We start from the raw sequence: 14749 nt of genomic DNA on the forward strand, positions 1-14749 counted from the left end.
AGTTCTCCTGCCGCGCGGCCGGTTCCGGAACAGGCCCGCCGAACAGCAGGTCCGGCAGATGGCGCACGGGCACCTCGGACGCCTTGCGCAACAATTCGTCGGAGACTGCCCCGCCGTGCTCGGCGCCCGGCGCGCGCGTGTCCGCATCGGCCGGCTCGCCGGCGGGCCGAGCGGGCGCGGGCCCGCCGAACAGCGCGTCCGGCAGATGCCGGACCGGCCCCTCGGACGCCTTGCGCAGCAATTCGTCCGACACCTGCCGGGTCGTCTCGTCCCGGTCGTTCGGGGTGGGTTTCTCAGAGGACATCAGGTGCTACCTTCGCCGCCGCGTTCCATACATCCAGCCGCCACCCGGGGCGCTCGATGCTCGGACCGTGACTGCTGAGCTGCACCCAGCTGGTATTCGCCAGTCCACCCAGGACGGGCCAGTTCGCCGCAGGCAGCTCGAGCAGCGCGGCGGTCAGGGCCGCGATCAACCCGCCGTGCGCGACGAGGATGATGGTACGGCCGGGCCAGTCGGAACGCGCGGCGAACAATTCGCGCACCACCGGCAGTGATCGCGCACCGACCTCGAGCTTGCTCTCGCCGCCCGGCGGGGTGAACGACGCATCGAGCCGCCACTGCTGGCGGGCGCCCGGATATCGGGCGTCCACCTCGAGATGAGTGAGCCCCTCCCACTCGCCCAGGCCGGTTTCGCGCAGCCGCTGATCGGGCACCACGTCCAGATCGCTGTGATCGGCCAGAGCGGCCGCGGTGTCGAACGCGCGACGCAGGTCCGAGGAGAGCAGCGCGATCGGCTCGACTCCCATCAGCTCCCGGGCCGCATCCTTGGCCTGCCGACGGCCGAGCTCGCTCAGATCGGTGTCGTACTGGCCCTGCATGCGGTCGGCAGCATTCCATTCGGTCTGGCCGTGCCGCAGCAGGATCAACCGGCGAACGCCGACGTGCTTAGTCATCTGTATCCGTATCCGTCTCCGACGCCCCAGCCTGCCACCGGGCGGCGCGTGCTCGGCCACGCCGCCGCGGGTCCGTCCGTCACTCGGGCGATCCGTCCGCCGTCCGGGCCTCGCCGACCCCCTCGACCGGCACCTGCGGGCAATCCTTCCAAAGCCGTTCCAGCCCATAGAAATCGCGCTCGTCGCTGTGCTGGATGTGCACCACCACCTCGACGTAGTCCAACAGCACCCAGCGCCCCTCCCGGGTGCCCTCCCGGCGCACCGGTTTGTGCCCGGCCAGGCGCAACTTCTCCTCGACGGCGTCGACGATGGCGTTGACCTGCCGTTCGTTGGGCGCGGACGCGATGACGAAGCAGTCCGTGATCACCAACTGCTCGGACACGTCGAGCACGACCACATCGGTGGCCAGCTTCTCGTCGGCGGCACGCGCGGCCACCTGTGCCATCTGCACCGCTTCGGCGGATGCTGTCATTGCGCCCGGCCCACCTTCCCGTTCCCTACCGGCACGTACAGATGCCGCTTCGATATGTATTGCACGACCCCGTCCGGCACGAGGTACCACACCGGCCTGCCCTCGGCAGCCCGGCGACGGCACTCACTCGAGGAGATCGCCAGCGCCGGGATCTCGATCACGGTCACCGCATCGGGCGGGCTGTCCCGCAGATGCTTCTCCAGGTGATCGGTGTTCAGGTCGTATCCCGGACGGCTCACCCCGACGAACTTCGCCAGTTCGAACAGTTCCGCCCAATCCTGCCACGTGAGGATGTTGGCCAGTGCGTCCGCACCGGTGATGAAGTACAGCTCCGCGCCGGGATGCTGTTGTTTCAGGTCGCGCAGGGTATCGACGGTGTAGGTGACCTTGCCGCGGTCGATGTCCGCACGGCTGACCGAGAATCGCGGATTGGACGCGGTGGCGATGACCGTCATGAGATAGCGATCCTCGGCCGGGCTCACCTGTTTACCGGACTTCTGCCACGGCTCGCCGGTGGGGACGAAGATCACCTCGTCGAGGTCGAAACGATGCGCGACCTCGCTGGCGGCGACCAGGTGCCCGTGGTGGACGGGATCGAAAGTTCCGCCCATCACGCCCAGTTTTCGCCGAGGAGTTTCCTGCACGGCTGCCGAGCTTACTGGGCGAGGTCACCCGGGCGTGTCACCACCGCCCGCCGCAGGCGGCGGTGCGAGCGCAGCACGGCACTCAGCGACGCACCAGCGACTTGAAACCGGCCGCGGCACAACGTTCGACTCGGACCACGGAGGTGCGGTGGTGGCGGCCGGTCTCGGCGGCGGTGCAGGAGGCCGATCGGGATCCGGCCCATAGACATGCGGCGACCACCGCGAGGACCACCAGAACCAGAGCCGCCAGCGGGACCCGTCGGGTCATATCGCGCTCGCCTCCTCTCGCATCGTGTCGAGTTGTCGGCGGGTCTGCAGGAGTTCGCCGCGTACTTCCGGGGAGGCCGCGGTCCGGGCGAGCCGCTGCAAATCTTCCAGCAGAGCCCGCATGGTGGCCAGTCCGACGCGCGGGTCGGCCGCGACCGATTCCCCGCCCCAGAACTGCAGCCACGCCGCCGAACGCAGACTGCGGGCGCGCGGACCGATCCGGTCCAGCTCCGCGAAGAGATCCGCGGCGCGCAGATATGCGGTCAGGGCGTCGGCGTCGCGGCCGCACACCGACAGGGCCGCGGCCTCGGCGTGCACCAGGTCCGCGACCAGCTCGCGCTGCCGCGGATCGTTCTGGATCAGCCGGGCGGCCTCGGCGAATTGCGCCGCGGCGTCGCGGTATCGGTTCAGCGCGTTGAGCGATTCACCGAATTGCCTACGGATCACGGCGATCTCGGCCGGTGGGTAGGGAATCGCGGTGCCGGGCGCAGATCGTCCGGAGGAACCGGACTCCAGGGACAGCGGCTGCTCGAACAGCGCGGCGGCCTCGCCGTGACGGTCCGCGCGATGGTAGGCCCGCGCCGCGACCAGAGTGTGATGCAACGCGTCCGCCGCCGAGAGCGGCTCCCACCGCCAGGCCGCGACGAGCGCCGCATCGGCCAGGGCGGATTCGCGACGGGACTGCCCCGAGATCGCGGTCACCAGAAGCGAACTCAAACGAGCCAGGTGCTCGGCTGGCAGTGTCGACGCCCCGGCCTCGAGTGCCCGGCGCAGCCGCCGCTCGGCTCCGGCGGGGTCCACGGCCAGGCGGGCGACGGCCCATTCGGCCAGCTGTTCGGTCGCGTGGCGCTGCCCGGATCCCGCCGTACGAGCGGCGGGCCGGACCGGGCTGCGCAGCTCCGCCGCGGCGCGAACACCGAGCGGCAGGTGGTCCACGAGCGGCGCGCTGCGCAGTCGTGCGCGAACGACCGCACCGATCGAATCGGTGCCGTTGCGGGCGTCGAACCGGGCGCATAGCCCGTCGACCTCCGCGGTGAGCGTCTCCGATATCGCCGCGGCCGCGCTCTCGCCGACGCGCACGTCACCGCGACCCAGTTCCACCAACCGCCGCAGCAGTACGCAGACGCCGGTGAGGAATTCCAACCGCAGATTCGCATCCGCGCCCCTGTCGGTCAGCCAGCCGGCGTGCTCGCGCAGGATGTCCAGACCGCGGGCCTCGTTACCGGTCAGGGCACAGAACTCGATGTGCCGCGCCACCGCGTGCCGTAGTCCGGGAACGCCTTCGACCAGCGGGTATCCGGTCAGATGCGCCGCGCGGGCCGCGTCGAAGGCCGCGGTGCGCACCAGCGGCAGCAGCGCGTCGGCGCGAACCCGGTGCGGCTCGTGCGCGCACCGCCGCCTGCCCTCCAGCACCGGAGCCCACCGGCGCAGCGCGTCGGGATCCTGTCCGATGCACACCGACAACGTTCCGGCCCAATGGGATTCGCACGCCTCACAGTCGGTCATCTCGTCACGCGGCGCGGCCAGCGCGAGGGTGCGCAGGCGCACGGCCTCGCCGTACTCGCCGAGATCGCGGGCCAGGATCGATCGCAGTTTCAGTACCGGACGAAGACTGTAACCCGCTGTGCGATAGCGGTTTTCGAGATCATCGAACCAACGGTGGACGATCCCCAGCGGAACGGCCGGATTGTCGATCAGGTCGCTGGTCATCCATTTCAAGTACCAGTGCACCGAGCGGGACAGCTCCGCGACGGCGTCGGGATGCTCGTCGAGGATGCGCAACAGCCGGACGATGGCGATCGGCGCCAGATCTCGTTCTCCCGCATACGTATACGCCTGCACCAGGTCCAGCAGCACCTCCGCCTCCACGGCGCGGTCCGCGCCGACGCGCGCGGCCGAGGCGAGATCTTCCAGGCACCGAGCGCGATCACGGCCCGCGGGCGCCGTGCGGACACGGGTGAGTGCGTGCCTGATCTCCGCCGAATCCATGCGTGGATGATCGCGACCCGCTCATGGGGTGCGCTTAACAAAAGCTAATGGTCGCCCGCAGCTCAGATCGGCAGCAGTCCCCCGACCACGGCGGTCAACTGCCGGGCCGACCGGCATTCGTACATCTCGACGATCTCCGCGTACTTGTGAGCCGCGGAATCACCCGTGCCCCAAGCTTTTTCCGCCTCGGGATTGAGCCAATACGCGTGTTTGGCGGTATCGGCGAGCCGCCGCAGGGTATCCAGGGCCGGATCGCGATAGTTGGTGCGCGCGTCGCCGAGAATCAACAGCGAAGTGCGGCTGGTCACCGCGTCCGGCCACTGCTCGGCAAATCCGTCCAGTGCCGCGCCGTAATCGGAATGGCCCTCGAAACCCACCACCTTCGTCTCGGTGAAGATCCGCCGGGTCACCTGATCCAGCGGCGTCACCTGGTCGAACAGGTGCGTCACCTCGTCGGCGCGATCCACGAACGCGAAGATCCGCACCCGGGAGAACTGTTCCCGCAACGCGTTCACCAGCAGCATGGTGAAACTGGAGAATCCGGCCACCGAACCCGAGATATCGCACAGCAGAACCAGATCCGGGCGTCCGGGACGTGGTTTGCGCGAGACGAGATCGATCGGCACCCCGCCGGTGGACATCGACCGGCGCAAGGTTCTGCGCAGATCGATCTCCCCGCGCCGGGCGCGGCGACGGCGGGCGGCCAGCCGAGAGGCCAGTACCCGGGCCAGCCGCTGACTGCTGCGCCGCAACTCGGCCAGTTCGTTCTCGGAGATGCGCAGGAAATCCGCGTCCTCGGCCTGGCGCTGCACGCCGTAGGTGGCGACGCGCTCGCGGCCGATCCGCTCGGCCACCCGGCGCCGGGTCTCCGCCTCGACGGCGCCGCGGAACTCCTTCACCCGTTCCCGCGCCGCGCGCCGTGCGATCTCCGAGCCGAAATCCGAATCGTCCACTCCCGCTGCCAACCCCGCGAGCAGCTTGCTCACCAGCAGTTCGGGCTGTACGTCCTTGAGCGTCTGATAGGCGGAGAACGACGGGCCGTTGGCCGACCGATACTGTCCCATCTGCTCGACCATCTGCGCGGCGAGCTGCTGCAACTGCCGGGTCCGCTCGGCCGAGGGATCGGTGACGAGCAACTCGGCCAGCATCTTCCGGAGTTCGAGAAGGTCGACCTCACCGTCGGGCCGGCGCGGAATCTCCACTTCGTCCGCACCGGTGCGCTCGCCGAGCGCGGCGGGGAACCACAGGTCGAACAGGCCGTCGAAGGTGGCGCGTTGCGCGGGGCGGCGCAGCAGCGCACAGGCCAGACCCTCGCGCACCATCTCGCGGTCCATCAGGTCCAGTACCGCGATGACCTGTCCGGCGTCCACCGTCTCGGAGGGCCCGACCGGAATCCCCCTGGCGCGCAATGCCTCCACGAAGCCGACCAGATGTCCGGACAGCCCGTGCGGCGCGGCGTCCGGGAGGTCGGCGGGTGGCCGAGCCGCCCCGGGCGTCCGGGATCCGCCGCCGAACATCAGGCCAGCTTCAGCTCGGCCAGCGCGCGCTGGTGATCGCTGTGATGTTTGAGCACCACGCCGAGGGTGGCGCGCACGGACCTGTCGTCCAGATCCTTCAGGCCCAGGGCCAGCAGTGTGCGGCCCCAGTCGATCGACTCCGCCACCGAGGGCAGCTTCTTGAGCTGCATACCGCGCAGCACATGCACGATCCGGACCAGCTGCGCGGCGACCGCGGGCTTCAGCTCGGGCACCCGGCTGGCCAGGATGCGACGTTCGAGCTCCTCGTCCGGGAAGTCGATGTGCAAGTAGAGGCAGCGGCGTTTGAGCGCCTCGGACAGCTCGCGGGTGGCGTTGGAGGTCAACACCACGAACGGGGTGCGGGTGGCGGTGATGGTGCCCAGTTCCGGGACGGTGACCGCGAAATCGCTGAGCACCTCGAGCATCAGGCCCTCGATCTCGACGTCGGCCTTGTCCGCCTCGTCGATCAGCAGCACCGTCGGGTCATTGCGCCGGATCGCGGTCAGCAGTGGGCGCGAGAGCAGGAATTCCTCGCTGAAGACGTCGGATTTCGTTTCCGCCCAACCGTTCTCGGCGGTGCCCGGCTCGGCGCCGGCGGCTCCGGCCTGGATCCGCAGGATCTGCTTGGCGTGGTTCCACTCGTACAGTGCCCGCGCCTCGTCGATGCCCTCGTAGCACTGCAGCCGCACCAGTTCCGCGCCCGCGACCTGCGCGACCGCGCGGGACAGCTCGGTCTTGCCGACACCGGCCGGACCTTCGATGAGCAGTGGTTTGCCGAGACGATCGGCGAGGAACACCGAGGTCGCGGTCGCCTTGTCCGCCAGGTAGCCGGTCGCGGCGAGGCGGGAGATCACATCCTCGACCGACGCGAAGATCGGTTCGTGCACCGGGGTCTGCACCGTTGGACTCCATCCTTGCGACGTGGGCTGCCAGTCCCATCGGCCTATCGGCCGCCCCTCGACTGTATACCGTACAAACGCGGACTACCGATCGGTAACCTTACTCTGCGGTAAGTTACCGGCCGAGACGCGGTATCCACCACCTCAGGCCCTGGTCTGGCCGTCCCCCCACACGATCCATTTGGTGGAGGTGAGTTCGGGCAGGCCCATCGGGCCGCGGGCGTGCAATTTCTGGGTGGAGATGCCGATCTCCGCACCGAAGCCGAACTGCTCGCCGTCGGTGAACGCGGTGGACGCGTTCACCATCACCGCCGCCGCGTCCACCCGTTCGGTGAATTCGCGCGCCGCGCGCAGATCCGCGGTGACGATGGCCTCGGTGTGGCCGGTGCCCCACCGGTCGATGTGCTCGACGGCCGCGTCCAGGTCATCGACGACCCGCAGCGCGATATCCAGTGACAGATACTCCTGCGCCCAATCCTCCTCGGTGGCGGGCACCAGCCCCGGCAGGTCACCGTGCACGGTGACGCCGGCCTGCTCCAGCGCGCCGATCAGGCGGGGCACCGCGGTGTCCGCGACGGCGCGATCGATCAGCACCGTCTCGGCGGTATTGCATACGCTCGGCCGCCGGGTCTTGGCATTGAGCAGGATCGACTCGGCCATATCCAGATCCGCGGCGGAGTGCACGTAGACGTGGCAGTTGCCGGTGCCGGTCTCGATGGTGGGCACCTGCGCGTCCCGGACGACGGCCTCGATCAGGCCCGCGCCGCCGCGCGGGATCACCACGTCGACCAGGCCGCGCGCCTGGATCAGATGGGTGACGCTGGAGCGGTCGTGGCTGGGCAGCAATTGCACCGCGTCGGCCGGAAGCCCCTGTGCGACAAGCGCATCGCGCAGCACCTCGACCAGTGCGGCATTCGAGCGCGCAGCCGAGGAGGAGCCGCGCAGCAGCGCCGCGTTACCGGATTTGAGCGCCAGGCCGAAGGCGTCGACCGTGACGTTCGGCCGCGCCTCGTAGACCATGCCGACCACACCGAGCGGCACCCGCACCTGGCGGAGCTCGAGCCCGTTGGGCAGGGTCGAGCCGCGGATCACCACGCCGACCGGATCGGGCAGGCCCGCGACCTGACGCAGGCCCGCCGCGATTCCGTCGATCCGGGCGGAGGTCAGGCGCAGCCGGTCCAGCAGCGACTCGCCGGTGCCGTCCGCGCGGGCGGCCTCGATGTCCTCGGCATTGGCCGCCAGCACCGGCTCTGCGGCGGCCAGCAGCGCGTCGGCGCAGGCCTGCAGCGCGTCGTTCTTCTCGGCGGTGGTCAGCCGGGCGAGTGCGCGCGCGGCCACCCGGGCCCGGCGAGCCGCGTCGCGCACCGCCGTGCGGACATCGTCGAGACCGGTCGCAGTGCTAGCTGTCATGTCGACCAGGGTACTGACCGGGTGATACATGCCACCCGGGCCTCCCCCGGGCGGACCATTGCCGCGACCGGACGCCCGTTCCCGAGATGTCCGGCATCTGGCAGCAGGCCCTATCGTGGAGCTGACGCCGGTGGCGACCGGATCGACCGTGGATGCCGTACTGGATCAGCTGCAGGCGGGTATGCAGAACGGGACATGGCCGGGGTCCCGCACCGCACCGCGCGGTGCCCGACGTCATCGCTGCGGGTGATTCCGGCATGCGAGCTGGCGAATCCCGTTGGCGCTGTTGGCCATTCGCTGCGCGATGCGGCGGGCATCCGGACCCTGCCGATGATCATCATGCTCGGCGACGCGATACTCACGGCCTGCCCGGTCCGGCCGCGGCACGCAACGGCACCCTGCTGCCCCGTCGGGCACCGCAGCGGCCAGCGGCCCACAGTACGAACTGACGAGCGAGCGGGCGCGGGCGCCGGTCAATACGTAACCCCGGTGACCGGGACGAATCACTGGAAGATACGTAGTTCCACCGATTCGCCATCCCGCGGCGAGGGGCCACTGTGACTGGTAATACCGATAGGCAACCCGAGGATGCCCGGTCCACGGACTTCGAGACCGCATATGAGCCAACGGAGGAACATATGACCGCCACCGCGCCGCCCGTCGCCGAAGGCGCCATACCCGCCCACGGCCCCGCGACCGAGTCCGGCCGGCACTCGGCGAACGCCGTGCCCCGGCCGACCCCGGTGTCGATGATCGAGCGGATGACGCTGATTCTGGACGCGTTCGACGCCGCGACCCCGGCGCTGACGCTGCTGGAAATCGTCGAGCGGACCGGACTCCCACGATCGACCGTGCATCGGATCCTGGACCAGATGATCCGGCTGCGCTGGCTCGCGCACACCTCCGGCGGCTACCGGCTGGGTATGCGCACCCTGGAACTGGGCGGACTGGCCGCAGATCACAACGAGACCCGCGATACGGTCGGCCCGCTGCTGCACGAATTGGTCCAGCGCACCGGCCTGGTCGGCCATCTGGCCGTACTGGACGGCCGCGAGGTGGTCTATCTGGACAAGGTCGGCGGCCGGTTCGCCGCCGCGCTGCCGAGCCGGCTCGGCGGCCGGATGCCCGCGCACGCGACGGCTCTGGGCAAGGCGATGCTCGCGACGCTGGAGCCGCCCATCGCCGAATCCGTGGTCCGGACCCGCCCGATGCGCCTGACCGCGCGCACGGTCTGCGAGCCCGACGCGCTGCGCCGCGAACTCGACCGCATCCGGCTCCGCCAGGGCGTGGCGATCGATCACGAGGAGGCGGTGGCCGGAATCGCCTGTGTCGCAGCACCCGTGCGTGTGCGCGGTGCGGCGCCGGCGGCACTGTCGCTCACCGGCCCGGCCGACGCGATGGGATTCGACCGGCTCGCCCGCGTCGTGCTCGAGGTCGCGCACGAGGCCGGGCGGGCCCTGTTCCCGAAACGTCCGCGGAGTCGCTGACCCGGTCAGCGGCGCGCTATCCGCGCCGACCAGGCGGCGGTCTCGACGTTCCCATCCGAGTCGGACCGCACGCCCTCGACGGCCTCGGGCGGCAGGGCGCTGGTGATCCGGCCGCGATAACGCGCGGGCCGCAGATCCTCCAATTCCCATCCCGCGCCGAATGATTCGCGGATCATGCCGTCACCGATGCGCGGGCCGAATCCGGGCTCGGCGTCCGAAAGCGCCAGCAGGAGTACCCGCCCGCCCGGCGCGCACAACGTGTGCAGGGCGTTCACGTAGGCGGCCCGAGCCCGCGGATCCTCCCGGAAGACGTGGAACAGCGCACTGTCCAGGATCGTGTCGAAGACGCCCAGGCCGGCCGCGAGGCCGGGATCACCGCCGATCGCGACCATATCGGCGAGTTCGAAGCGCGCACCGGGCACGCCCTTGCGCTCGGCGTTGGCGCGCGCGTAGGCCACGGCGCTGGGCGACAGATCCACACCGAGTACGTCGTAGCCGAGTGCGGTCAGCGCGATGGTGTGCTCGCCCGCGCCGCAGCCGGGGTCCAGAACGCGGCCGCGGATCCAGCCCTCCCGTTCCGAGGCCAGCACCTGCGGCTGCGGCTCCCCGATCACCCAGGGGGCGGTGTCGTTGTCGTAGACGGTGTTCCAGAACTCTGCGGGCTGTGTCATGGATCCAGCCTGCAACCTCAACCTCGGTGCAGGTCAACCGATCATGCTCTGCTACAGCCGGTTTTCGGCCAGCCAGCGCTTGCCGCGCGCCGCCGAGGCCCGGGACAACCAGGCGTCCTGCACGATCTCGCGCAGCTCGTCCAGGCGGAGTTCGCCGATCCGGGACGCTCGCACCAGGACGGAGGTATGCCCGTCGAAATGCGGGGTGCTGAACCAGGGCGAGTCCGGACCCTGGATCAACGCCAGCTTGTCGGACTCGGACGGGACCCAGATCACGATCACGTCCGGGTAGCGCTCACCGGTTTCCGGATCGACCGCGTCCGGGCGCGGTGTCCGGAAGAAGATGAACGACTTGCGCCCGACCTGGTAGACCGGGTTCTCCAGCGGGCCGTATTCGACCGTGACGTGCGGCATGGCCAGTGCCAGCTCGTGCACGTCGTCGACCCGAGCGCGCCGCGACCTGGGCACGGGTCAATCCGCGAGTCCGGCCAGCAGGGCCCGGGTGCGGACCGCATCCTGGCCGCCGACGAACACCGCCCCGACGAACTCCGTGGCGCCCGCGGCGAAGATGGCCCGAATACGTTCGGCGACATGATCTTCCGACCCGATGATGGCCAGATCCGCCGGTCCCTCGGCACCCTCGCGATCCATCATCGCCCGGTACGAGGGCAGCGAACCGTAGACGGCGAAGACCTCGGCCGCGCGCTTGCGGGCCGCCTCCACGTCGTCGGTGACACACACCGGCAGCGGGCACACCACCCGCGGCGCGGGGCGTCCCGCCTCGGCCGCGGCGGCGGTTATCGCCGGTGCGACATGGTCACGGACGGTTGCCGGACCGGTCATCCAGAGCACGGTGCCGTCGGTCGCCGCGCCCGCGAGCCTCAGCATCGCCGGGCCCATCGCGGCGAGCAGCACCGGGACGCGCCCCTCGTCCGGCACCGACAGCGCCAGATTGGCCCGCACCGTCTCGCCGGTGAACGAGACCGGCTGGTGCTCGAGCAGCGGCGTCAACACCGACAGATACTCGCGCATATGCCGGGCGGGACGCTCGAAGCTGTACCCGAACATGTTCTCGATCACGACCTTGTGGGACAGGCCGACGCCGAGCGTGAGGCGTCCCGGACCGACCGCGAGCGCGGTGGTGCGCGCCTGCTGGGCCAGCGCACCTGGGTGCCGCGGATAGCTCGGCACGACACCGGTTCCGATATCGATCCCCGGAACTCGGCTGCCGGCCACGGCCAGCGCGGTGAGTGCGTCCACCCCGAAGATGTGCGACATCCAGGCGGAGTTGAAGCCCTCGTCCGCGGCGCGGCGCAGCTCGTCGGTCAGGCCGCGCAGGCCGTCGGGTCCGGTCGGTTCGTTCAACAGGATGCCGATCCGCACAGCGGGCCTCCTCGGTCGTCGATGCTTCTCGCTCGTGTTCCGGTGTGCTGCGGAACACGCGTCGGCAAGCCTATGCCCGCCGCGTTCGCGTCCGGCAGCCGGTTCGCCGCGAGGCCGGATCCGCCGGTCCGGGCACGCGCTAGTGTGGCGGATATGGCGCGGCGTGTCAGCGGGAACCTTCCCGCCGAGGTCACCAGCTTCGTCGGCCGACACGACGAACTGGCCGCCGCGAAGCGGCTGCTGTCGACCACACGAGTGCTGACGCTGCTCGGTCCGGGCGGTGTGGGTAAGACGCGGCTGTCCAGGCAACTCGGCGCATCGGTCGCACGCGCCTTCCGCGATGGGGTCTGGCTGGTCGAACTCGCCGATGTGCGCGATCCGGAGCTGGTGACACTGAGCGTGGCCGAGGCGTTGCACCTGGGAGACGACACCACCGATCCACTGCCGCGGCTGCTGGAATTCCTTGTCGGCCAACGGTTGCTGCTGATCCTGGACAACTGCGAGCATCTCGTCGACGCCTGTGCCGAACTGGCCGAGCGCATCGTCACCGCGACCCCGGCGGTAGCGGTCGTCGCGACCAGCCGTGAGGTGCTGGGGATCGCGGGCGAACAGGTGATGCCGGTGCCGCCGCTGCCGGTCGGCCGGGAGCGCGAGCCCGAGGATCCGGCGGGCGACAGCGATGCGGTGCGGCTGCTGGTCGAACGGGCCCGTGCGGTCGATCCCGGCTTCGCCAGCACCCCCGCCAACCGCGCGACACTCGCCGCCATCTGCCGCCGACTGGACGGGATGCCGCTGGCACTCGAGTTGGCGGCCTTGCGTTTTCGGGTCTTCACCCCCGCCCAGATTCTGGACCGGCTCGATGACACGATGACCCTGCTCAACACCGGACCGCGCACCGCGCCGGGACGACAGCGCACCATCGAGGGCGCCATTCGCTGGAGCTATCAGCTGTGCACGGACGCCGAACAGGAACTGTGGCAACAACTCTCGGTCTTCGCCGGCGGCCTGGACATCGACGCCGCGGAGGCGGTCTGCGCGCTGCCCGGCGCGGATATCGTCGGCACGCTGACCGGGCTGGTGGACAAGTCGGTGCTGCTGCTGCGTCAGGACGGCGAGAAGGCCAGATATTCGATGCTGGAACCGATTCGGCAGTTCGGCCACGACCGGCTGGTCGAGTCCGGTGCGGAGTCGGCCGTGCGGGCGCGGCATCGTGACCACTATCACCGCCTGGCGATGCGCGGACCACGCGCCTACTGCGGCCCGGACGATGTGGCCTGGTTCCGGGACCTGTCCCGGGAACACGCGAATCTCCGTTCGGCGCTGCGGTTCTCGATGTCCGATGCGCCGCACCTGGCACTGGAGACCGCGACGGCGCTGCGCCCGTACTGGGAGCACTACCGCTTCCTGTCCGAGGGCCGCCGCTGGCTCACCGACGCGCTGATGCGGATCCCGGCGACCGCCTCGCCCGCGCGGGCGCGCGGACTGTCCTCGGCGGCGTCGCTGGCCGCGCTGCTTTCCGATCGCGAATCCGCGGCCGGATTCGTCGAGGAGAGTCTCGCGCTGGCCACGGAACTGGGCGCGGCGGACATCCTGGCCGAGAATCGGCTCGACTGCGCCTTGATCGCGTTCACCGACGGGGACACCCGCCGCGCGCTGGCGATGGCCGAGCAGGCCGCCGCCCTGGCCCGCGACGCCGGGCACACCACCACCGAAATGGACAGTCTCTCATTCGGTTTCATGTGCGCCACCCTGCTCGAGGACGACCGATCGACCGTGATCGCCGAAACCCTGCGGGCGCTGACCGAGCGGCACGGCGTGCACCTGCTCGGCGGCCTCGCGCTGTGGACGGTCGGCGTGGACCACTGGCGGCACGGCAATCAGGACGCGGCCGCGGCGTACATGAGCCGCGCGGTGGAGATGTTCGCCGAATTCGACCGATGTATCTGGCTGGCCTCCGCATTCGACGGTATGGCCTGGTCCGCGGCGGCTCGCGGCGATATGGTGCGCGCGGCCCGGCTGATGGGGGCCGCGCAGACCCTGCAACGCGACACGGTGCGTCTTGCCCACGCCATCGCCACCGCGGTCGGTGAGAAGGTACGCGTCCGCGTACTGGAGGAGTTGGGCGAGAAGGGTTTTCGCGAGGCGTACGACAGCGGTGCGGCACTGTCGCTACCCGCCGCCATCGACTACGCGTTGGGCCGTGCCACCGACTCCGCGCAGCCCGCGCCGAAACCGTTGCGCCCCATACCGGCCGACGACGCGGCCACCGACGTGCTCACCCGCAGGGAGAAGGACGTCACCCGGCTGATCGCGGCCGGTCACAGTAATAAACGCATCGCCGCGGATCTGGTGATCTCGGTACGCACCGCGGAAACCCACGTCGAGCACATCCTGACCAAGCTCGGTTTCACCTCACGCACCCAGGTCGCGGCCTGGGCGCGCGATCACGGCCTGTGAGAGCTATTCGCCGGTCACGCCGTCGATGCGCTCGCGCAGCAGATCCGCGTGACCGTTGTGGCGGGCGTATTCCTCGATCATGTGCAGGTAGACCCAGCGCAGGCTGATCTGGCGGCCGGTGCGCGAGTGGACGAAGGTGTCGTCCAGCGCGAGGCCGGCGACCGCGGCATCGCACAGTTCGATCTCGGTGCGGTACAGGGCGAAATCGCCGGCCGCCCGGCTGGTGTCGACGTCGTCGAAATCGCCGTCCTGGTTCTGCTCCGTGGTGTGCTGGTACGCCACGTCCTGCCGTCCGGCGCGCCGCCGGAACCAGGCTCGCTCCACCTCGGTCATATGCCTGATCAGGCCCAGCAGCGACATCGAGGACGGTTCGACGCTGCGGATCACCAACTGGTCGGCGGTCAGGCCATGGCATTTGCACAGCAGTGTCGTGCGCTGTTGGTCGAGCATCGCCTGCAGCATCGAGCGCTCGGACCCCACCAGGAGTTGACGGGGTCGCACTATCTCCGGGGCGGTCCATGTCATGAGTGCGAGGCTAAGCCACCGGTCGTCGGGGGGACACCGAATTCCCGCGCGTCCCGGCGGGCGGAATGCGGATCA

Annotated in this window: 14 protein-coding genes; 2 read left to right on the plus strand and 12 right to left on the minus strand. The window is 69.9% G+C overall.

The window, feature by feature from the left end; translation table 11 throughout:
* Positions 1 to 293: 293 nt before the first annotated feature.
* The 8 genes from AC5WS7_RS20840 to AC5WS7_RS20875 all read right to left on the minus strand — a co-directional run bounded on the left by AC5WS7_RS20840 (position 294) and on the right by AC5WS7_RS20875 (position 8151).
* On the minus strand, positions 294 to 953 hold the full coding sequence (locus tag AC5WS7_RS20840; RefSeq protein WP_495956216.1) for a histidine phosphatase family protein: 660 nt from the start codon (positions 951 to 953) through the stop codon (positions 294 to 296).
* 79 nt (positions 954 to 1032) lie between these two features.
* The gene (gene rsfS, locus AC5WS7_RS20845; protein ID WP_495956217.1) at positions 1033 to 1425 is read right to left on the minus strand and encodes a ribosome silencing factor; all 393 of its coding nucleotides are present in this window, start codon (positions 1423 to 1425) and stop codon (positions 1033 to 1035) included.
* A complete protein-coding gene (gene nadD / locus AC5WS7_RS20850) occupies positions 1422 to 2069 on the minus strand; it encodes a nicotinate-nucleotide adenylyltransferase (RefSeq protein ID WP_495956218.1) in 648 nt (215 codons plus the stop codon). Before nadD ends, rsfS begins: the two co-directional genes overlap by 4 nt.
* 82 nt (positions 2070 to 2151) lie before the next feature.
* Positions 2152 to 2337 (minus strand): hypothetical protein, encoded by a 186-nt coding sequence (locus AC5WS7_RS20855; protein WP_495956219.1) that lies wholly within the window; start codon positions 2335 to 2337, stop codon positions 2152 to 2154.
* Entirely contained in the window at positions 2334 to 4325 is a 1992-nt protein-coding gene (locus tag AC5WS7_RS20860; RefSeq protein ID WP_495956220.1) for a hypothetical protein, read from the minus strand. The genes AC5WS7_RS20855 and AC5WS7_RS20860 overlap by 4 nt, the downstream gene beginning before the upstream one ends.
* 62 nt (positions 4326 to 4387) lie before the next feature.
* Positions 4388 to 5842 (minus strand): vWA domain-containing protein, encoded by a 1455-nt coding sequence (locus AC5WS7_RS20865; protein WP_495956221.1) that lies wholly within the window; start codon positions 5840 to 5842, stop codon positions 4388 to 4390.
* Positions 5842 to 6741 carry an AAA family ATPase gene (locus tag AC5WS7_RS20870; protein ID WP_495956222.1) on the minus strand — a complete coding sequence of 300 codons (900 nt, stop codon included), beginning with the start codon at positions 6739 to 6741 and terminating at the stop codon, positions 5842 to 5844. Before AC5WS7_RS20870 ends, AC5WS7_RS20865 begins: the two co-directional genes overlap by 1 nt.
* 144 nt (positions 6742 to 6885) lie before the next feature.
* Entirely contained in the window at positions 6886 to 8151 is a 1266-nt protein-coding gene (locus AC5WS7_RS20875; protein WP_495956223.1) for a glutamate-5-semialdehyde dehydrogenase, read from the minus strand.
* A gap of 638 nt (positions 8152 to 8789) precedes the next feature.
* Between AC5WS7_RS20875 and AC5WS7_RS20880 the strand changes: the two genes are divergently transcribed.
* Positions 8790 to 9638, plus strand: coding sequence for an IclR family transcriptional regulator (locus tag AC5WS7_RS20880; protein ID WP_495956224.1), 849 nt, complete (start codon positions 8790 to 8792; stop codon positions 9636 to 9638).
* Between the two features lie 5 nt (positions 9639 to 9643).
* On the opposite strand, the gene AC5WS7_RS20885 is transcribed toward AC5WS7_RS20880, so the two are convergent.
* From AC5WS7_RS20885 to AC5WS7_RS20895, 3 genes are read right to left on the minus strand one after another with little or no spacing between them, the layout of a single operon-like run.
* Positions 9644 to 10309 carry a class I SAM-dependent methyltransferase gene (locus AC5WS7_RS20885; protein WP_495956225.1) on the minus strand — a complete coding sequence of 222 codons (666 nt, stop codon included), beginning with the start codon at positions 10307 to 10309 and terminating at the stop codon, positions 9644 to 9646.
* A 51-nt stretch (positions 10310 to 10360) separates the two neighbouring features.
* A complete protein-coding gene (locus AC5WS7_RS20890) occupies positions 10361 to 10723 on the minus strand; it encodes an MmcQ/YjbR family DNA-binding protein (protein WP_495956441.1) in 363 nt (120 codons plus the stop codon).
* A gap of 57 nt (positions 10724 to 10780) precedes the next feature.
* A complete protein-coding gene (locus AC5WS7_RS20895; RefSeq protein WP_495956226.1) occupies positions 10781 to 11692 on the minus strand; it encodes an LLM class F420-dependent oxidoreductase in 912 nt (303 codons plus the stop codon).
* 153 nt (positions 11693 to 11845) lie between these two features.
* Here AC5WS7_RS20895 and AC5WS7_RS20900 point away from each other — a divergent pair, with 153 nt between their 5' ends.
* Entirely contained in the window at positions 11846 to 14149 is a 2304-nt protein-coding gene (locus AC5WS7_RS20900) for a LuxR C-terminal-related transcriptional regulator (RefSeq protein WP_495956227.1), read from the plus strand.
* Between the two features lie 3 nt (positions 14150 to 14152).
* On the opposite strand, the gene AC5WS7_RS20905 is transcribed toward AC5WS7_RS20900, so the two are convergent.
* Positions 14153 to 14674: a DinB family protein gene (locus tag AC5WS7_RS20905; protein ID WP_495956228.1), complete on the minus strand. Its 522-nt coding sequence runs from the start codon at positions 14672 to 14674 to the stop codon at positions 14153 to 14155.
* Between the last annotated feature and the right edge of the window lie 75 nt (positions 14675 to 14749).

The organism is Nocardia sp. PLKS1-43 (assembly GCF_059510335.1).